The sequence below is a fragment of the Arthrobacter bambusae genome (genome assembly GCF_022606295.1).
GTDB classification, from domain to species: Bacteria; Actinomycetota; Actinomycetes; order Actinomycetales; family Micrococcaceae; genus Arthrobacter; species Arthrobacter bambusae_A.
The window spans coordinates 1-18,398 of record NZ_JAHHZS010000008.1; the positions used below are offsets into that span (position 1 = coordinate 1).

An 18,398-nucleotide genomic window follows, 5' to 3' on the forward strand; every position below is an offset into this window, starting at 1 on the left:
CTCCACCCACGCCGCGGTCTCCCAGCAGCGCGCGGAGGGCATCCGGCTCATGCGCGACGGGCTGTCCGCGCATTACGCGGACGATCCCGGGCAATCCTTCGAGCCCCAATCGCGCATTACCGCCCGACGCCGGCACGACTACCTCTCGACCCTCGCCACCGCCACCCTGGGCGGAATCACCCGCAGCTTCAGCGCTCCGGATGCAGCCTTGAACCAGGCAGTCTAGACTCCGCCTACTTGGCGGTCGGCACGCGGCGGAGCACGACGGCGGAGAGGACTGCCGCCCCCGCCATCAGAACCAGCCCGATCGCTGCCGTGATGTGGACCCCCGATTCAAAGGCCGCACGCGCCGCGGTGCTCAGGGAGTCGCCCAATGGCTGGGGCAGGGTAGATGCGGTGTCCATGGCGCCGGCGAGCGTCTCCCGCGAGCGTTCTGCGGCGTGGGCCGACAGTTCGACCGGAAGCAGCAAATGGTGTTGGTAGGAGGCTGTCAGGATGGAGCCGAGCACGGCTGTGCCCAGCAGTGATCCGAGTTCGTAGCCCGTTTCCGAGATCGCCGATGCCGCGCCTGCCTTGTCGGCAGGAACCGCGCCGAGGATCAGGTCGTTGGAGATGGTCTCCGCCGAGCCAACCCCGATGGCCAGCAGCAGGAGCGCCGTCAAAAGGTACCCCGGCCCCTGGCTGTGGTTTCCCAGGGCGGCCACGAGGTATCCCACCGCGCTCAGCGCCAATCCCGATGCCACCACCAGGCCAGGGCGGATCCGCTTGAGCAAGGGGACCACCACCAGTCCTGCCACAATCGTGGCAAGTAGGGCGGGAACCATCGCGATCCCTGCCTGCATGGGGGATTGGCCCTCCACCAGTTGCAAGTGCTGGGCGAAGAAGTAGATGAATCCCGTCATGGAGAACAGGGACAGGACGTTGGCCGTAATGGCCGTGCTGAAGACCTTGTTCCGGAAAAGCTGAACGTCCAACATGGGCGATGCCAACGAGCCCTGCCTCCGGACGAAGACAATTCCCATAGCCAGGCCGAACACCATGAAGGCCGCGGGACCCGGGCCGAACCCGTGCACGGCGGCCTCCTTGATGCCGTAAACCATCGGGGCCATGGTCAGGATGGACAGCACCACGCTGGGAACGTCGGGCTTGCCCGGGTTGCGGTCCTTCGACTCGGGAATCAAGGACGGACCGAACGCGAGCAGGGGAAGCAACAGCGGCACGGCGACCAGGAACACGGTTCCCCACCAGAAATGCTCCACGAGCCAACCGCCAAAGATCGGACCGAGCGCGGCTCCGCCGGAGAATCCCGCGGCCCACACGGCAACCGCGAGCCGGCGGCGGTTCGGGTCCGGGAAGATGTTGCGGATCAACGACAGTGTGGACGGCATGAGCATGGCTCCGAAGATGCCCATGCTGGCACGTCCTGCAATGAGCCATTCAACCGATGGGGCGAAGGCCGTGGCCGCGGAAACGGCCGCGAAGCCCGTGCTGCCGATCAGCAGCAAGCGACGGCGGCCGATCCGGTCACCCAGGTTTCCCATGGACACCAACAGTGCCGCGAGCACCAACGGATAGGCATCCACCACCCATAGCAGCTGCACGCCACCGACTTCCAGCGACCGGGCGATTTGCGGCAGGGCAAATGTCAGCGCCGTATTGTCCACAGCCACCAGCAGCACGGGGAACATCAGGAGTGCCAGGGCAGCCCAGTCGCGCCACGGGGCGATGTGGATCGAAGGGGTACGGGGGTGCTGGGTTGAGGACGGGGTGAACATGAATATAACTGTACCGTCTGGACGGTATAGTTTCAATTTGCCGCATCGAACTGCCGCATCGAACTAAGGGATGATGGACACCATGCCGCGAAAACCTATTGCCCGGGACGCTGTCCTGGATGCTTTTGAAGCCCTGCTGATCGAGGTGGGGGAGCGGGCTGCCACCCTGGACGCCGTCGCCAAGCGCGCAGGCGTCTCCAAGGGCGGTTTGCTCTACCATTTCCCCAACAAGGAAGCCATGATCAGCTCCTTGCTCGAGCGCATGGACGGGCTGGCCGCGCTGGACATCGAGGCGATGAAGGCAGCTCCGGAAGGTGCTGCCGCGTTCTTCATCAAGTCCTCGCTCTGGGCCGACACGCCCTTGGACCGCGTGTTTGTGGCAGCCACGCGCCTCGCGGAAGTAGCCCATGAAGAAACCCGCAGGCGCTTCGCGGGAATCCAGCAACAATGGCTCGATGTGCTGGCCGAGGAAGTCGGGCCTGAAATGGCCAAAGCCGTCCGGTATATGGGCGATGGACTCTACTTCAACGCAATGCTCGAAGGCGGCGCCGGTGATACGGAAGTCAAGGCCAGCGCGAGGAGCGCCGACGTCGGTGCGCTGCTGGCCGCCGTCGAACGCCTCCGTACCTGAGTGGCCACCCAACTGACTCGCATTAGGTGTCGTTTTGAGGCTCCAAAACGACAACAAGTGCCAGTCAGTTGGGAAAGTCGGGCTGCTAGGTAACCCTATTTGCGGACGCGGGCAGTCCATAGGACAATTGGTAGTTGTGGCAGCCGTCACCGGCAACCACAGTCGATTCACACAATTGAATACGCCTTTGATCTGCGGCGGGAGAGTCCTGCAGGCATGTGATGCAGGCGCCGTAGGAGCAAATCCTCCCCAGGAATCTCTCAGGCCCACGCACCGCCGCGGCAAGGCAACTCTGGAAAGCAGCACGCTGACGCGCGCTCACCGACGGTGCAAGCGGACAGTGCCATAAGCACGTTTCGCGGAAACTCTCAGGTCCAATACAGAGCGGGGAGGAATCCGATTAGCTGTGGCGTACCTTGCGCCGCCTTATAAATGGAGTTCCTTCGTGACGGTTAGTTCAACCTCCACCGCGTTCGTTGACCGGCATATCGGCGCCCGCCGCCAGGCCGACATTGACATCATGCTCAAGTCTGTTGGTTACGACAGTGTCGATTCGCTTGTGGACACCGCGGTTCCCAAAGACATCCGCCAGGACGTCGCGCTGACGCTCCAGGACGCCCTGAGCGAGGTCGAGGTCCTGGCTGAGCTGCGCAGGCTGGCTTCCAAGAACAAGACGGCCGTGCAGATGATCGGCCAGGGCTATTACGACACGGTCACTCCGCCGGTGATCCGCCGCAACATCCTCGAATCCCCGGCCTGGTACACGGCGTACACCCCGTACCAGCCGGAGATTTCCCAGGGCCGCCTCGAGGCGCTGCTGAATTTCCAGACCATGGTCCAGGATCTGGTGGGCCTGCCCATCGCCAACGCTTCCCTCCTTGATGAAGCCACGGCCGTGGCCGAGGCGGTCCTGATGATGCGCCGGGCGAACAAGAACAAGACGGCCCACGACGGCAAGACGGTGCTGGATGCCGACTGCCTCCCGCAGACCATCGCCATCGTGAAGGGCCGCGCCGAGGCGCTGGGCTTCGAGGTGGAGATCGCTGACCTGTCCCAGGGCCTGCCCGAGGGCGAGATCAACGGCATCGTGCTGCAGCAGCCGGGCGCTTCCGGCCGGGTGTTCGACCACTCGGGCGTGATCGCCGCCGCCAAGGAACGCGGCGCCCTGGTCACGGTTGCTGCGGACCTGCTGGCCCTGACCTTGATCACGCCTCCGGGCGAGCAGGGCGCCGACATCGCCGTCGGCTCCACCCAGCGCTTCGGCGTGCCGTTGTTCTTCGGCGGCCCGCACGCCGCGTACATGGCCGTCCAGAAGGGCCTGGAGCGCTCGATGCCGGGCCGCTTGGTGGGCGTTTCCAAGGACGACGCCGGCACTCCCGCCTACCGCCTGGCGCTGCAGACCCGTGAGCAGCACATCCGCCGCGAGAAGGCCACGTCCAACATCTGCACCGCGCAGGCACTGCTGGCCATCGTCTCCTCGATGTACGCCGTGTACCACGGCCCCGAGGGCCTGAAGGCGATCGCCGAGACCGCCCACCACCACGCCCGCACCCTGGCTGCTTCCTTGAAGGCCGCGGGCCTTGAGGTCCTGCACGGCAGCTTCTTCGACACCGTCACCGTCCGCGTCCCGGGCAAGGCTGCCGGGATCGTCGCAGCCGCGGAGGCCAAGGGCATCAACCTGCGCGGCATCGACGCCGACACTGTGGGCGTCTCGGTTGACGAGACCACAACGACGGCGGTTGTCGGCGGTGTCCTTGATGCGTTTGGTGCTTCACTCACCGAAGCCAATGAGGGCTTCGTCCTGGAGGCCGCGGTCGAGCGGTCTTCGGACTACCTGCAGCACCCGGTGTTCAACACGCACCGTTCCGAAACCCAGTTGCTGCGCTACATCCGCAAGCTCTCGGACCGGGACCTGGCGCTGGACCGCACCATGATCCCGCTGGGTTCGTGCACGATGAAGCTGAACGCCACTGCCGAGATGGAAGCGATCTCCTGGCCTGAATTCGCCTCGATCCACCCCTTCGCCCCGGATTCCCAGACCACGGGCTGGCGTGAACTCATCACGGACCTGGAATCCCAGCTGAGCGAGATCACCGGGTACGACCAGGTCTCCATCCAGCCCAACGCCGGTTCCCAGGGCGAGCTCGCTGGCCTGCTGGCGATCCGCGGCTACCACCACTCCCGCGGCGAGGCCCAGCGCAACGTCTGCCTCATCCCGGCCTCGGCCCACGGCACCAACGCAGCCTCGGCCGTGCTGGCCGGCATGAAGGTGGTGGTGGTGGCCACCGCTGCCGATGGCACCATCGACCACGCGGACCTGCAAGCCAAGATCGACGCCAACAAGGACGTCCTCTCGGCCATCATGATCACCTACCCCTCCACGCACGGCGTGTACGACGCGGACGTGCGCGAGGTCTGCGACTCCGTGCACGCAGCCGGCGGCCAGGTGTACATCGACGGCGCCAACCTCAACGCCCTGGTCGGCCTGGCCCAGCCGGGCAAGTTCGGCGGCGACGTGTCCCACCTGAACCTGCACAAGACCTTCTGCATCCCGCACGGCGGCGGAGGACCCGGCGTGGGCCCGGTCGCGGCCAAGGCGCACCTGGCCCCCTTCATGCCCGGCAATGCCGCGGCCTGGACCGAAGGCAACGACGTGCCCATCTCGGCTTCACGCTTCGGCTCCGCCGGCGTCCTGCCGATTTCCTGGGCCTACGTGAAGCTCATGGGCGGCGAAGGCCTCACCGAGGCCACGAAGTCCGCGCTGCTTGCCGCGAACTACATCGCCTCCCGCCTGAACGAGTACTTCCCCGTCCTCTACACCGGCGAAGGCGGACTCGTGGCCCACGAGTGCATCCTGGACCTGCGCGAACTGACCGCCAAGACCGGCGTCACCGCCGAGGACGTGGCCAAGCGCCTCATCGACTACGGTTTCCACGCACCCACCCTGGCGTTCCCGGTCGCGGGCACGCTGATGGTGGAGCCCACCGAATCCGAGGACCTCGGGGAGATCGACCGCTTCATCGAAGCCATGATCACCATCCGCAAGGAAATCGACCAGGTCGCCCACGGCGACTTCACGGTGGAGAGTAGCCCGCTGCGCCACGCACCGCACACGGCGGCCGCCGTCGTCTCCTCCGACTGGAACCGCGAGTACTCCCGCGAGCAGGCCGTCTTCCCGGTCCATCACCTCAAGCAGGACAAGTACTTCCCGCCCGTTGGCCGCATCGACGGCGCCGCAGGCGACCGCAACCTGGTCTGCTCCTGCCCTCCGATCGAAGCCTTCGAGAACTAAAGGACTCCTCACGATGACTGAGAACTACACTGCGCTCTACGAAGAGCACAAGAAGCTCGGCGCTTCCTTCACCGATTTCGGTGGCTGGCAGATGCCCCTGAAGTACTCCTCCGAACTGGCCGAGCACCACGCCGTTCGCGAGTCCGCGGGCCTGTTCGACCTTTCCCATATGGGCGAAGTCTGGGTCACCGGCCCCGAAGCCGCGGCTTTCCTGGACTACGCCCTCGTGGGCAAGATCTCCGCCATGTCGATCGGCAAGGCCAAGTACTCGCTGATCTGCCAGGAAGACGGCGGCATCATCGACGACCTCATCACCTACCGCCGCGGCGACTCCACCTTCCTGGTGGTCCCGAACGCGGGCAACGCCAAGGTTGTTGCCGAGGCTTTGGCACAGCGGGCAGCCAACTTCGACGTCGTGGTGGAGGACGTCTCCGCGGCAACCTCGCTGATCGCCGTCCAGGGCCCCAAAGCGGAAGAAATCCTCCTCCGCCTCGTCCCTGCCGCACAGCACTCCCTCGTCACCGGGCTCAAGTACTACGCCGCCGTCGAGGTGCCCTTCACCTTCGCCGGGAACACGACGGAACTGCTGCTCGCCCGCACCGGCTACACCGGCGAGGACGGCTTCGAAATCTTCGTGGACAATGATGCCGCTGCCGCCCTCTGGCAAGCAATCGCAGCAGTTGCCCAGGACGGCGAGCTGATCCCCGCCGGACTGGCCTCCCGTGACTCCCTGCGCCTGGAAGCGGGCATGCCGCTCTACGGCAACGAACTCTCCCGCGAAGGCAACCCCTTCTCGGCAGGCCTGGGCCCCGTTGTCTCCCTCGCCAAGGAAAGCGACTTCGTGGGCCGTGCTGCCCTGGAAGCCCTCAAGGCTGAGGGCGCCGGTTCCACCAGCGGCCGCAAGCTGGTCGGTCTCAAGGGCCTCGGCCGCCGCGCCGGCCGCAGCCACTACCCGGTCCTCAAGGACGGCGTCGTGGTCGGCGAAGTCACCTCCGGCCAGCCCAGCCCCACCCTCGGCTACCCCGTCGCGTTGGCCTATGTCGACGTCGAACACACCGAACCCGGCACGGCCCTTGACGTCGACCTGCGCGGCAAGGCCGAGCCGTTCGAAGTTGTCGCACTGCCTTTCTACAAGCGAGTCAAGTAAGTTTCGGATGCTGTCCCGGCGGGTTGGGTGACCGTGGTTGCGTTAGCCCGTCGGGTCCGACATCCTCTGCATGCTCGGTCGCGAAGACGCCCGCTGAGCGGACGTGTCGCTCCCTTAGACGCATGCTGCCGGATGCCGGCACCCGATGGGGCAGTGCAGCTCACCTCGGGTTCAGCTTCAATCCGGCGCCTTTGGCTCATTTTCGAAAGCCAAAGGTGCTGGATGATAGGCCACCTGCCGCAGCTTGGGCTCGCGGGAACCACGGATCACCGACTAAAACCGAAAGGGCCAGCGTTCTTTTCCGGTACGGTTGGCCCCGAAAACTGAACTGACGAATAACGGGTGACGGGATTCCGGCAGCGTGCGTCCAAGCGAGGAACGAGCGAGCACGCCGAGGAATTCCGTTATCCGCCACCCAACCCGACCACAACTGTTTTCTTAGACCAACGCAAAGGAAAAAACATGGCAAAAGTTGCACCTGAACTCCAGTACTCCGACGAGCACGAATGGGTTGCCCGCGAAGCCGGCAATCTTGTGTCTGTTGGCATCTCCGCCGTGGCCACCGATGCCCTCGGCGACATCGTGTACGTTGACTTGCCCGAGGTCGGTTCCGCTGTGACTGCGGGGCAGACCTGCGGCGAGGTGGAGTCCACGAAGTCCGTTTCGGACCTGTACTCCCCGGTCACGGGCGAGGTCACGGAAGTCAACCCCGCCGTCGTCGACGATCCCGCACTGATCAACAACGATCCGTACGGTGCGGGCTGGCTCTTCAAGGTGGCCGCCGAGTCCGACGGTCCGCTGCTTTCCGCAGAGGAATACGCTTCCAAGAACGGTGGCGAGCTGTGAGCGCCGCGAGCGGAACCGCGCGCACCGAGAACATTGCGTTCGAGCAGGTTGTTTCGCCGAGCCTGGATACGGTGTTGTCCGAGCTGGATCCGGAGATCGCGGCGAAGATCGACGACGAGCTGAACCGTCAGCGTTCGGGCCTGGAAATGATTGCCTCGGAGAACCACACCGCCGTGGCTGTCATGCAGGCGCAGGGTTCGGTGCTGACCAACAAGTATGCCGAGGGTTACCCGGGCAAGCGCTACTACGGTGGTTGCGAGCACGTGGATGTCATCGAGCAGTTGGCTATCGACCGGGTGAAGGCCCTGTTCGGTGCAGAGTACGCGAACGTGCAGCCGCACTCCGGCGCCCAGGCCAACGCCTCGGTGATGCACGCCCTCATCAAGCCGGGCGACACCATCATGGGCCTGAACCTGGCGCACGGCGGGCACTTGACCCACGGCATGCGGATCAACTTCTCCGGACGCCTGTACAACGTCATCCCCTACCAGGTCCGCGAAGAGGACCACCGGATCGACATGGCCGAAGTGGAGCGCCTGGCGCTCGAGCACAAGCCGGCACTGATCGTGGCCGGATGGTCCGCCTACGCGCGCCAGCTGGACTTCGCCGAGTTCCGCCGGATCGCCGACCTCGTGGGCGCGTACCTCATGGTGGACATGGCGCACTTCGCCGGCCTGGTGGCCGCCGGGCTGCACCCGTCCCCGGTCCCGCACGCGCACGTCACGACGTCCACGACGCACAAGACCCTCGCCGGTCCGCGCGGCGGCATCATCCTCTCCAACGACGCCGACATCGCCAAGAAGATCAACTCCGCGGTCTTCCCGGGCCAGCAGGGCGGACCGTTGGAGCACGTGATCGCCGGCAAGGCCGTGGCCTTCAAGATCGCCGGGTCGGAAGAGTTCAAGGAACGCCAGGAACGCGTGTTGGCCGGTGCCCGGATCCTGGCCGAGCGACTCGTCCAGCCCGACGTCACAGCCAAGGGCATCAACGTGATCTCCGGCGGCACCGACGTGCACCTGGTGCTCGTGGACCTGCGCAACTGCGAACTCAACGGCCAGGAAGCCGAGGACCGCCTCGCCGCGATCGACATCACCGTCAACCGCAACGCGGTTCCGTTCGACCCGCGCCCGCCGATGGTGACCTCCGGCCTGCGGATCGGCACCCCGGCACTGGCAACCCGCGGCTTCGGTGAAGCGGCGTTCCGCGAAGTTGCGGACATCATCGCCGAAGCACTGATCGCCGACGCCGACGCCGACCTCTCCGGCCTGCGTCACCGCGTGGAGGCACTCGCCGCCGCGCACCCGCTCTACCCCGGCGTCGCGAACCTCAGCTGAGGTTCTCTTTTGGCTGTTGGTTCCGGCGAACCTGTCGGAACCAACAGCCCGTCGGGGCCGGCATCCTCTGCGGGCTCGGTCGCGAAGACGCCCGCTGGGCGGACGTTTCCGCGACCGAATGGGCCCACGCCGTCCGGGTTCCCTGACCGAGCTTGCGAGGTTAGGGGGACGGCGGGGACGCCCGCTGCCGGATGTCGGTCCCGAAGGGGCCGCGCTGCTCACCTCCCCACCGTCCCCGACCACAACTAACTAAGGAAACCGACATGGCTGTTGGCGTCTTCGATCTTTTCTCTATTGGGATTGGTCCTTCGAGTTCGCATACCGTGGGGCCGATGCGGGCTGCTGCGGTCTTTGCGGGCGAGCTGAAGGCTTCGGGAAAGCTGGACCGGGTGACGTCCCTGCGCGTTGACCTGTATGGTTCCCTGGCTGCTACGGGCCGGGGGCACGGCACCATGACCGCGGTGCTGCTGGGCTTGGAGGGCTACCACCCCGAGCAGATCCTCCCCGAGGAAGTGGAGGAACGGCTTGCTTCGATCGCGGAGACCGGCCAGCTGAACCTTGGCGGCGCCGTCGAGCCCGAATCCGGGGTATCCCTGCCGTATGGGGAAGCGGACATGATCCTGCACCCCCTCACGGTCCTTCCCCGGCATACGAACGGTATGAAGTTCTCCGTGTCCGATGCCGACGGCGAGGTCCTGCACGAGGCGACGTTCTTCTCCGTGGGCGGTGGCTTCATTGTCCGCGAAGGCGAAGAGGACGCAGCCCAGAAGGAACTGGAGGAGTCCAAGAAGGAACTTCCGCTGCCCTTCCGCACTGCCGCCGAGCTGATGGGACGCTGCTCCTCCAAGGGACTCGGCATTTCGGACATCATGTTCATCAACGAACGGGCTTCCCGGACCGAAGAGGAAATCCGCGAAGGCCTGCTCCACATCTGGTCCGTCATGGAGGGCTGCGTCGAAACCAGCCTCAAGCGCGAAGGCGTGCTGCCCGGCGGGCTGAAGGTCCGCCGTCGGGCCCCCGACTGGCACGAGCGGCTCTTGAAGGAAACAAAAGACCAGGACCCTGACTACCGGGATCCGAAGTACTGGCAGGAATGGGTGAACCTGATCGCCCTGGCCGTGAACGAGGAAAACGCCTCGGGCGGCCGCGTTGTCACCGCGCCCACGAACGGCGCCGCCGGCATCATCCCCGCCGTGCTGTACTACGCCCTGCATTTCGCCCCCGGAATGGACAAGGCCACACAACAGGACCGCGACGACGTCGTGGTGAAGTTCCTGCTTGCCGCGGGCGCCGTCGGAGTGCTCTACAAGGAGCAGGCCTCGATCTCCGGCGCCGAAGTGGGCTGCCAGGGCGAGGTCGGCTCCGCTTCCTCGATGGCCGCCGCCGGCTTGGCCGAAGTCATGGGCGGCTCCCCGGGACAGGTGGAGAACGCGGCCGAGATCGCGATGGAACACAACCTGGGCCTCACCTGCGACCCGATCGGCGGACTCGTGCAGATTCCGTGCATCGAACGCAACGCGATCGCCGCGGCGAAGGCCATCAACGCCGCGAAGATGGCGCTCTGGGGGGACGGCACCCACCGCGTTTCCCTGGACGAGGTCATCGTGACCATGCGCGAAACCGGCAAGGACATGTCCTCCAAATACAAGGAAACCGCCATGGGCGGCCTCGCCGTCAACGTCGTGGAGTGCTGACGACCGCTTCCTGATGGTCGACGCGGCGGGTACCGGACGGCCAGGCCGGGCCCAGCAGTGCCGCGGATGCCATAGCGGCGAATACCGACCACAAGCTGTTGCTGCGGCCGGCGGAGAGCGGCGGAATGGGGCGGTAGACGATCATCGGATCCTCCTGGTTCAGGTGTTGTTATGACTACTCTCCGCCGCCGGATTAGTTGTGGACTTTGGAGAACCTTTGCCCCGGCTGTGAGGCCCGGATCTGCCATCCACGGCCAGGCGTTGAAGCCGGCCATTCCCTAGCCCTCCGTGGTGGCCGATAGACTTGGAGCTGAACGCCTGCGCCGCACACCGGTGCCTGCTGCCTCACGAACGCAACTGATTGGACACGGCCCCCTTGCGAGAATTTACCGCACGCTTTGCCACCGCCGAGGAAATCGAACACTGGGACAAACACGTCACAGCCAACCCCAACGGCGGCAACCTCCTCCAATCCGAGGCCTTCGCGGACTTGAAGCAACACTTCGGCTGGAAGCCCCTGCATCTCGTCTACGAGACCGAGGACTACAGCAGCTACAACCTGGTCCTGGAGAAGTCGTTCCCGCTGCTCGGCAAGCTCTGGTACCTCATCAAGGGCCCCGATGTTGCCGGCGTCGAGGACATTCCAGGGATCATCAAAGCCAACCGCGAATTCGTGAAGCGGGACAAGCTCGGCGTCTTCGCAGTGAAAATCGAGCCGGACATCGTCCTCAGCAGCGAAGCCCGGGACGCGATCGAAGCCACCGGAGTGGTCAAGACCCCCAACCTGCAGCCGAACGACTCCACAGCCCTGCTGGACATCTCTCCCGAGGAGAACCAGCTACTGCGCAACCTGCATTCCCGCGGCCGCAACGCCGTCCGCCGGGCCATCCGCGAAGGGGTTGAAGTCCACACCATGGAACCCACGGAAGAGAACTTCCGCTCCATGTATGCGCTGATGACCAACACCGTCGAGGCGAAGTCCCAAGTGCGGGTCCGCGAATTCGGGTACTATCGCCAGTTCTGGACCAACTTCATCGAACGTGGCCAGGGCAGGCTCTTGTTTGTCTTTGAAAACGGTGTCCCCTCGGTCGGAGCCTTCGTCATCAACTATGGCCGGAAGGGCACCTACAAGGACGGCGGATCGCTGCAGAAGCGCGCGCAGTACGGCGATTCGCACCTGGTTCAGTGGACCGCCATCAACCAGGTCAAGGAACTGGGTTGCACGGAGTACGATTTCTGCGGCACTCCTCCCGCTGACCGGCTCAAAGACACTTCGCATCCGTTCCACGGGCTTGGCTTGTTCAAGACCAGCTTCAGCAAGGCCGTCACCGACTTTGTCGGCTGCTACGACCAAGTCATCAGCCCGCTGAAGTACAAGCTCTGGACCGCGGCCGGGGAGCGTATAGCGCGGCAGGTCTACACCCGCCGCACTGGTCAACAGTTCTACTAGGCCAGCAGTTCCACCAGGATCTCAACGCCACCCCGGCTACCCGCATGTGCATGCCATCGTATTTGGAGGAACCACGCCCTTTGGAGGAACACCCGCTTGACTGACCGCCCCGACAACAGGCCCAACACCGACGGCCTGCCCAAGACGCAGCCGCTGAAGCCATCCCAGGTGCGCCAGAATGTCAACGCAAAGCGCATGCTTCGCAGGCTCGTGCAGGGCGAGAACCCACCCACCGCCCCTATGAGCATCGTCGATCGACTGGCAGGCAGTCCCTACGCCAACCCCATCATCCATGTGGGCGGCGTTGACGCTTCGGCCCGCAAGACCATCGACTTCGCGCTGCACATGGCAGAATCCATGTTTCGGTACGGAGCCGGGGCCCTCGAAGTCGAGACCAGCATCATCGCAGTCACGGCCGCGCTCGGGTTGAAGAACATCGAAGTGGACATCACCAACCAGTCAGTCCAGATCAACTACGCACCCAAGGAGCAGACCCCTCTGACCCTGCTCCGCGTCGTTCGTTCCTGGACCAACAACTACGCAGGTTTGGCCCAGGTGCACCAACTCGTCACGGACATCGTGGCCGGCGGGGTGGGCAGGGCCGAGGCCGTGCGGCGGCTGGATGACATCATCCGCAGCAGCAAGCCCTTCCCGCGGTGGATGGTCACCATGGCATTCGGCGTCTTCGCCGCTGTCTTCGTCGGGGTCCTCGGCGGGGGACTGGGAGCGTCCGCCCTGGCTTTCGTCTCCAACATGCTCGTCAACCTCGTGGCCCGCCAATTGGGCAAGTGGCGCACGCCTGACTTCTTCGTGACAGCCGCTGGCTCCTTCCTGGTCACGTTCATCGCGCTCATGCTCCACTGGGCCGGGGCGGACATCCCGCCGTCGATCGTCGTGGCAGGTGGCATCCTCTTGCTGTTGCCAACGGGCCGGCTCGTCTCCTCGGTGCAAGATGCCATCAACGGATTCCCCGTGACTGCGGCCGGACGTTTCCTGTCCACCATCCTGACCTTCGGCGCGATCGTTGCGGGGATCGCCGTCGCAGTGGTTGTGGGTGACCTCATCGGCAGCGTCGCGATCGACGTCACGCAAACATTCCCCGAAGCGTATCCATTGTGGGGCCAGGCCATCCTGATCGCCATCGGGGTGATTGCCATCGGCATCACCGAACAGACCCTCCTCAAGCTTCTGCTCCCGACGGCGGCAGTGGGCTTGGTGGGTTACTTCGTCTTGTGGGGGGCTTCAAACCTCGGCTTTGGAGACCGGCTCTCGCCGGCGATTTCCGCCGTCGTCATCGGTCTGCTCGCCCGCATGGTCGCCCTCAGGCTGGGGGCCCCGCAGTTGGTGGTGGCCGTCCCGGCCGCCCTCATCTTGCTCCCCGGCCTGAAGATATTCCGTTCCATGTATGTGTTGACCGTGCAGGAAGCGGACGTCTTGCTCGGTTCGGGCGGCATGCTCAACGCCGGGGCAATCGTGCTGGGCGTGGCCGCGGGAATTGTCCTGGGCGACAACCTTGCCCGTCCGCTGACAAAGGGCCTTGCCAGCAACGAGCGACGCCGCGTCCGCAGGCGCTAAGCTGCGCCCTAGATCTGCCCGATCGGGAGTTTCTTCTCTGCCTGGAAATCGTCCTCGACGCGCCCCTGGGCCCAGTATCCAGAGAGCGATACCTGGGAACGCTCGAGCCCACGCTGCTTGAAGAAGATGTCCCGCAGTCCCTTCATGTAACCGCGTTCACCATGCGCAAACACGTCGACGCGGCCGGGCAGCCACTCCGCTTCGCCCAAGGCATCAAGCAGGATCGAGCTGGATCCGGCCGGGACTCCGGAGCGAAGGAGCCAACGCAGCTCCACGCCGTCGGGGGCCGCTATGGCAAGGATGTCGGCGTCGCTATCGACTTCGAGGAAAGCCAGGCCCTTGGCGTCGGCCGGCAGGGATTCGATTGCTGCGGCGATCGCCGGGAGCGCGGCGTCGTCGCCCGCGAAAAGGTACCAGTCGGCGTCGGGTGCCGGGTTGTAGGCGCCGCCGGGTCCTGTGAAAACAAGCGTGTCGCCCGGCTGGGCCGCCAGGGCCCACGGACCCGCAAGGCCCTCGTCGCCGTGGACCACAAAATCAATGGCCAATTCCTGCGCGGCCTGGTCCACCCAGCGGACGGTGTAGGTGCGGGTGTAAGGCCACTGTTCGCGCGGCATGGTCTCGCGGATGGCCCAGAGATCCAGAGGCAGCTCGTAGTCGACGCCGGGCTGCGGGAAGACGATCTTCACATACCGGTCCACGAAGCCGTTGTTCGCGTAGCCGGCAAAACCGGGTCCACCCGCAATGATGCGCACCATGTGGGGCGAAAGCTGTTCCGTGCGCAGGACAGTCAGGTTCACTTGGGGGCGGGTATTCCGGGATGCAGACGACGTCGCAGGCAAAGATGTCATGTAGGCAAGCCTAAGCTAAGGCAGTGGTGGAAGTTCCCAGATGACGGGATCCGCGCCTTGCCTGCGGAGCAGCTCGTTGGCCCGGCTGAACGGGCGCGAACCGAAGAAGCCCCGCGACGCGGAGAGCGGGCTGGGGTGCGCGGAGGAGATCACGGGGGCGCCTTCAAGGAGGGGCTGGACGGCTTCAGCGTCCTTGCCCCACAGGATCGCGACCAGCGGACTCTGCAGCCCGGCAGCATTGGTGCGGCGGGCGACGGCGGTGACCGCCGCCGTCGTGATGGCCTCCCAGCCTTTGCCCCGGTGCGAGCCGGCCGCACCGGCAGCGACGCTCAGCACCCTGTTCAGGAGAAGTACCCCTTGGTCCGTCCAGGCCGAAAGATCTCCGTGCACCCGCTGCGGGAGCCCGAGGTCGGACTCCATCTCCCGGTAGATGTTCGAAAGGCTGCGGGGGATGGGCCGGGTTTGTCCGGAAACCGCGAAAGCGAGCCCGACGGCGTGTCCCGGCGTCGGGTAGGGGTCCTGGCCGAGGATCAGCACTTTGACGTCGGCCAGTGGCTGCCGGAATGCGCGAAGGATGTTCGACGCGGCAGGCAGTACCTGGGTTCCGCGGCTGGCCTCGCCCGCCACGAAGGCCAGCGCCGAGCGCAACTCGTCCTCGACGCCGGAGAGCGCGTCGGCCCAGTCCGGCGCCATCAGGTCCTCCAAGGCCATCCCCGGGAGTGCTTCGAACCCGGCGGAGCGGTCCTCGGATTCAAGCTCAAATAACGCTTCTTCGCCTGCCACCCAGCCATTCTCCCTGTCGTGGGGCATCTGGGGAAAGCGGGCCCTCGGGAGTTCCTCCCGCGGCGGGGCAAATGACATCCGTGTTATTCGCCCGGTATCATGGGTGGGGGACATTTTTCAGTCAATGCGTCGAAGGAGTGTGTCGTGGCAGAACCCGCACGGGAACCCATGGCGTCCGAAGCAACTGGATTGGTGCTCGAAGACCTGTCCGCCGGACTCCGCAGCGATTCGCCGCTCGGCGAGCGTGAACAGCAGATGCTCGCCCTGGAGAGGCAGTGGTGGAAGTACGCCGGGGCCAAGGAACAGGCCGTCCGGGAACTCTTCGATCTGTCCGCGACCCACTATTACCAGCTCCTCAACGCCCTCATCGACACCGAGGAAGCACTGGCGCACGATCCCATGCTGGTCAAGAGATTGCGTAGACTACGTATGTCACGTCAGAGGGCCCGCACAGCGCGCCGTCTCGGTTCCGACGCATAAAGCATCCGCTGATACCCCAGCAAGCAAGCAGCAAGGACAAGGCTTCACCATGACCAAATTTGCCCGGGATGAATTCGACCGTGTCCCGCAGAGCTCATCGCGCCAAGGTGTCCACAGGCTCGTCGCGTCCGCTTCCCGCGCAGCCTTGTGGCCGGTGCTGCTCCTGGGCGGCATTGCGCTGGCTGTCGGCCTCGTGGCGTTCCTCGTCCTTCCGAAGCTGGGATTCACCTCATCGACGACGCCGCAAGCCGTCGCCACGGCGGGCGCCTCGAAGCCAAGTGCCGCGGCGTCGCCCTCTGCGAGCAGCATGCCGTCTCCAAGTAGCTCTGTGCAGGCATCCGGGCAACCAAGCCCGAGCGATACTCCCTCCAGCACGCCGACCCCCACCACGGCGCCCTTGGACAAGACCGCGGTAGTCGCGGTCTACAACGGCACCACCACCGGTGGACTGGCTGCCCGTGTGGCCGGCATGGTGCAAGGCGGGGGATGGCCGTTGTCCACCGTCGCCAACTGGGGCGGCATGCCCCAGCAGACGTCGTCGGTCTTCTACAAAGGCGCGGCCCAGAAGGGCAACGCCGAAGCGCTCGGCAAATTGCTGGGTATCTCCAACCTGGTGGACAGCGCCGAGTTCCAGCAGCCCGTAGTTGTCATTCTGGGCCCCGGTTACAAGTAGGAACTCGGTTACGCCTCAATAACATTGCGGCTACCCGCACCCAAGGTTGCGCTACGGCAACGTGACTGTGGTTACAGTAGTTGTGAGCTGGCCCGGAGATCCCGGAAGCCGGCCACAGCTAGTTGAAAGTGTGGGGATCATGGCTTTGGGAACCGTCAAATGGTTCAATGCCGAAAAGGGCTACGGATTCATCACCGTGGATGAATCCGGTGACGATATCTTTGTGCATTGGTCCGCCATCCAGATGGATGGCTTCCGTGCGCTCGAAGAAGGACAAAGGGTCGACTTCGAATTGGGCGAGGGCCAGAAGGGCCCCCAGGCAGAAAGCGTGCGGCTTATCTAGTGGGTGTTGCGGCAACAGGGCTGTCCCTGCCTCTTGGGGTGCGCCGGTCCCGGGTATCGTTGGCAGCACCTCTCCTTGCAGGTTTTGCAGCCTTGGCCGTTGGACTGGCCGGGTGTTCCGCCCCCGTTGGCAACGCCAGGCTCAGCTCCGTCACTCCGAGCGGCGACGGCGTCCTGCGCGTCGGCGTGATTCTGGACAATACGGGTAGTTCCGCCTTCCTCAACGAGTCCGAGCTGGCAGCGGCCAAATTGGCCGTCAAGCAGATCAACGACTCCGGCGGCTACAAGAACCGCCCGGTCGAGTTGCTCCCGGAATCCGCGGCCGGCGAAGGCATCAGCGCCAGCCAAGGGGCCAGCGCGGCGGCCTTCACGGCCGATACAGCCACGCAAGCCAAGGCTTTGCTTTCGGCCCACGCCGACGTCGTTGTGGGGCCGACGGATTCGAGCCATGCACCCGCCGCCATCGATGTGCTGGCTCCTGCCCGGATTCCGCTCATCTCGCCGGCCAACACGGCGTCGGGGCTGAGCAGCTACAAGAACGGCGGTTTCTACTTCCGCACCTCGGCCGCTGATGCCGCACAGGGGAGCGTCTTGGCGAAGCTTGCCCACGACGGCGGCGCCAAGAGGATTTCCGTCCTCCACGAATCCGGGGACTACGGCACTCGTGTTTCCGGAGCGGTCATGGACGCTGCCCGCAGCCTCGGAATGGAGGCAGTGACCAACACGGAATTCGCGGCCGGCAAAGCAGCTCCCGCCGCGGCGGGCATCAAGTCCGGCACTCCTGACGCCGTCGTCGTGGTTGCCCGTGATGGCGCCCAAGGCGCCCTGGCCGAGCTCTTGAACGCGGGGTTGAGCGGCAAGAACCTGATCTTGAGCGACGGTGCCATCCGCCAATACGGAACCGCGCTGGGAGCCGGTGGCCTCGACGGCGCGCGGGGAATTCTTCCAGGCGTCTTCCCGAGTGCGGAGTTCCAGGCGGACCTGACCGGCATCGACCCCAAACTCAAGGACACAACGTACGCGGCCGAAACGTACGACGCCGTCACCCTCGCGGCGCTCGCGGCCGCGGCGGCGGGCGACGACGCCGGCGGTTCGATCGCAGCCTGGCTCACCACCGTGTCCGGCGGGACACGTCCGACGTCGGGTGATGCGGCAACGAAGGAACGCACGTCCTGTACGTCATACAAGGACTGCCTCGAGGTGCTGAAGGGGGCCAAGCTTCCGGATTACGACGGCGAGTCCGGCACCATCGGGTTCGACGCCAATGGCGACGTTACATCGTCCAATTACATGGTCTTCACCTACGGTGCAGACAACACTGCGCGGGTGAGTGGCAAGGAGACCGCCTCGCGGACTCCGTGATCGGCTTGTGCCCGTAGCGAATTCCCCTGGCGTGGCGAGCAGTTTCCCTCGCTTGCTGCTTGCACTCTCCTCGGGTGAGTGCTAATTATTGATTAGCACTCTCAAGCACTGACTGCTAATTCTTCACGGCTCCGGCCGTCTGGAAACACTGGCGGTGTTTGGGGGA

The 18,398-nt window shown here is 65.0% G+C and carries 16 protein-coding genes, 1 pseudogene and 2 riboswitches; of the genes and pseudogenes, 13 read left to right on the plus strand and 4 right to left on the minus strand.

Features of this window, described 5'->3' with window-relative positions; all coding sequences use genetic code 11:
- Positions 1-226 (plus strand): annotated as a pseudogene (locus KNN17_RS07355) (sigma-70 family RNA polymerase sigma factor); the annotation flags it as partial.
- Between the two features lie 7 nt (positions 227-233).
- On the opposite strand, the gene KNN17_RS07360 reads toward KNN17_RS07355, so the two are convergent.
- Positions 234-1,775 (minus strand): MFS transporter, encoded by a 1,542-nt coding sequence (locus KNN17_RS07360; RefSeq protein ID WP_241708140.1) that lies wholly within the window; start codon positions 1,773-1,775, stop codon positions 234-236.
- 82 nt (positions 1,776-1,857) lie between these two features.
- Here KNN17_RS07360 and KNN17_RS07365 point away from each other — a divergent pair, with 82 nt between their 5' ends.
- The 6 genes from KNN17_RS07365 to KNN17_RS07390 all read left to right on the plus strand — a co-directional run bounded on the left by KNN17_RS07365 (position 1,858) and on the right by KNN17_RS07390 (position 10,719).
- Entirely contained in the window at positions 1,858-2,406 is a 549-nt protein-coding gene (locus tag KNN17_RS07365) for a TetR/AcrR family transcriptional regulator (RefSeq protein ID WP_078106300.1), read from the plus strand.
- A 188-nt stretch (positions 2,407-2,594) separates the two neighbouring features.
- Positions 2,595-2,692: riboswitch (glycine riboswitch) on the plus strand.
- Position 2,693: 1 nt separating this feature from the next.
- Positions 2,694-2,799: riboswitch (glycine riboswitch) on the plus strand.
- 52 nt (positions 2,800-2,851) lie between these two features.
- Positions 2,852-5,698, plus strand: a complete 2,847-nt coding sequence (gcvP, locus tag KNN17_RS07370) for an aminomethyl-transferring glycine dehydrogenase (protein WP_241708141.1) — start codon at positions 2,852-2,854, stop codon at positions 5,696-5,698.
- Between the two features lie 13 nt (positions 5,699-5,711).
- Positions 5,712-6,845: a glycine cleavage system aminomethyltransferase GcvT gene (gcvT, locus tag KNN17_RS07375; protein WP_241708142.1), complete on the plus strand. Its 1,134-nt coding sequence runs from the start codon at positions 5,712-5,714 to the stop codon at positions 6,843-6,845.
- A 462-nt stretch (positions 6,846-7,307) separates the two neighbouring features.
- On the plus strand, positions 7,308-7,691 hold the full coding sequence (gene gcvH / locus KNN17_RS07380) for a glycine cleavage system protein GcvH (protein WP_241708143.1): 384 nt from the start codon (positions 7,308-7,310) through the stop codon (positions 7,689-7,691).
- On the plus strand, positions 7,688-9,025 hold the full coding sequence (gene glyA / locus KNN17_RS07385; protein WP_308196779.1) for a serine hydroxymethyltransferase: 1,338 nt from the start codon (positions 7,688-7,690) through the stop codon (positions 9,023-9,025). The genes gcvH and glyA overlap by 4 nt, the downstream gene beginning before the upstream one ends.
- Positions 9,026-9,288: 263 nt before the next feature.
- The gene (locus tag KNN17_RS07390) at positions 9,289-10,719 is read left to right on the plus strand and encodes an L-serine ammonia-lyase (protein ID WP_241708144.1); all 1,431 of its coding nucleotides are present in this window, start codon (positions 9,289-9,291) and stop codon (positions 10,717-10,719) included.
- Here the strand turns inward: KNN17_RS07390 and KNN17_RS07395 are convergent.
- The gene (locus tag KNN17_RS07395) at positions 10,700-10,864 is read right to left on the minus strand and encodes a hypothetical protein (RefSeq protein ID WP_171983419.1); all 165 of its coding nucleotides are present in this window, start codon (positions 10,862-10,864) and stop codon (positions 10,700-10,702) included. The genes KNN17_RS07390 and KNN17_RS07395 overlap by 20 nt on opposite strands.
- A 231-nt stretch (positions 10,865-11,095) precedes the next feature.
- On the opposite strand from KNN17_RS07395, the gene KNN17_RS07400 reads away from it, so the two are divergent.
- Both KNN17_RS07400 and KNN17_RS07405 read left to right on the plus strand, forming a co-directional pair.
- Positions 11,096-12,169 (plus strand): lipid II:glycine glycyltransferase FemX, encoded by a 1,074-nt coding sequence (locus tag KNN17_RS07400; RefSeq protein WP_241708145.1) that lies wholly within the window; start codon positions 11,096-11,098, stop codon positions 12,167-12,169.
- Between the two features lie 96 nt (positions 12,170-12,265).
- Complete coding sequence (locus tag KNN17_RS07405; protein ID WP_241708146.1) at positions 12,266-13,744, plus strand: threonine/serine ThrE exporter family protein; 1,479 nt, start codon at positions 12,266-12,268, stop codon at positions 13,742-13,744.
- An 8-nt stretch (positions 13,745-13,752) separates the two neighbouring features.
- Here KNN17_RS07405 and KNN17_RS07410 read toward each other — a convergent pair whose 3' ends face one another.
- Complete coding sequence (locus KNN17_RS07410) at positions 13,753-14,592, minus strand: siderophore-interacting protein (RefSeq protein ID WP_241708147.1); 840 nt, start codon at positions 14,590-14,592, stop codon at positions 13,753-13,755.
- Between the two features lie 15 nt (positions 14,593-14,607).
- A complete protein-coding gene (locus tag KNN17_RS07415; RefSeq protein WP_242598640.1) occupies positions 14,608-15,402 on the minus strand; it encodes a uracil-DNA glycosylase in 795 nt (264 codons plus the stop codon).
- 117 nt (positions 15,403-15,519) lie between these two features.
- Between KNN17_RS07415 and KNN17_RS07420 the strand changes: the two genes are divergently transcribed.
- The 4 genes from KNN17_RS07420 (at position 15,520) to KNN17_RS07435 (ending at position 18,232) form a co-directional block, all read left to right on the plus strand.
- On the plus strand, positions 15,520-15,855 hold the full coding sequence (locus tag KNN17_RS07420) for a DUF3263 domain-containing protein (protein ID WP_059388211.1): 336 nt from the start codon (positions 15,520-15,522) through the stop codon (positions 15,853-15,855).
- A 49-nt stretch (positions 15,856-15,904) separates the two neighbouring features.
- Positions 15,905-16,528, plus strand: coding sequence for a LytR C-terminal domain-containing protein (locus KNN17_RS07425; RefSeq protein ID WP_241708149.1), 624 nt, complete (start codon positions 15,905-15,907; stop codon positions 16,526-16,528).
- Positions 16,529-16,667: 139 nt separating this feature from the next.
- The gene (locus tag KNN17_RS07430; protein WP_059388209.1) at positions 16,668-16,871 is read left to right on the plus strand and encodes a cold-shock protein; all 204 of its coding nucleotides are present in this window, start codon (positions 16,668-16,670) and stop codon (positions 16,869-16,871) included.
- A 92-nt stretch (positions 16,872-16,963) separates the two neighbouring features.
- A complete protein-coding gene (locus KNN17_RS07435) occupies positions 16,964-18,232 on the plus strand; it encodes an ABC transporter substrate-binding protein (protein WP_241708150.1) in 1,269 nt (422 codons plus the stop codon).
- Positions 18,233-18,398 lie beyond the last annotated feature (166 nt).

Bases quoted from the DNA above. Each gene is read 5' to 3' on its own strand.
- KNN17_RS07360 (WP_241708140.1), bottom strand. From the start codon at position 1,775: ATGTTCACCCCGTCCTCAACCCAGCACCCCCGTACCCCTTCGATCCAC.
- KNN17_RS07365 (WP_078106300.1), top strand. From the start codon at position 1,858: ATGCCGCGAAAACCTATTGCCCGGGACGCTGTCCTGGATGCTTTTGAA.
- gcvT (WP_241708142.1), top strand. From the start codon at position 5,712: ATGACTGAGAACTACACTGCGCTCTACGAAGAGCACAAGAAGCTCGGC.
- gcvH (WP_241708143.1), top strand. From the start codon at position 7,308: ATGGCAAAAGTTGCACCTGAACTCCAGTACTCCGACGAGCACGAATGG.
- KNN17_RS07390 (WP_241708144.1), top strand. From the start codon at position 9,289: ATGGCTGTTGGCGTCTTCGATCTTTTCTCTATTGGGATTGGTCCTTCG.
- KNN17_RS07395 (WP_171983419.1), bottom strand. From the start codon at position 10,864: ATGATCGTCTACCGCCCCATTCCGCCGCTCTCCGCCGGCCGCAGCAAC.
- KNN17_RS07410 (WP_241708147.1), bottom strand. From the start codon at position 14,592: ATGACATCTTTGCCTGCGACGTCGTCTGCATCCCGGAATACCCGCCCC.
- KNN17_RS07415 (WP_242598640.1), bottom strand. From the start codon at position 15,402: ATGCCCCACGACAGGGAGAATGGCTGGGTGGCAGGCGAAGAAGCGTTA.
- KNN17_RS07425 (WP_241708149.1), top strand. From the start codon at position 15,905: ATGACCAAATTTGCCCGGGATGAATTCGACCGTGTCCCGCAGAGCTCA.
- KNN17_RS07430 (WP_059388209.1), top strand. From the start codon at position 16,668: ATGGCTTTGGGAACCGTCAAATGGTTCAATGCCGAAAAGGGCTACGGA.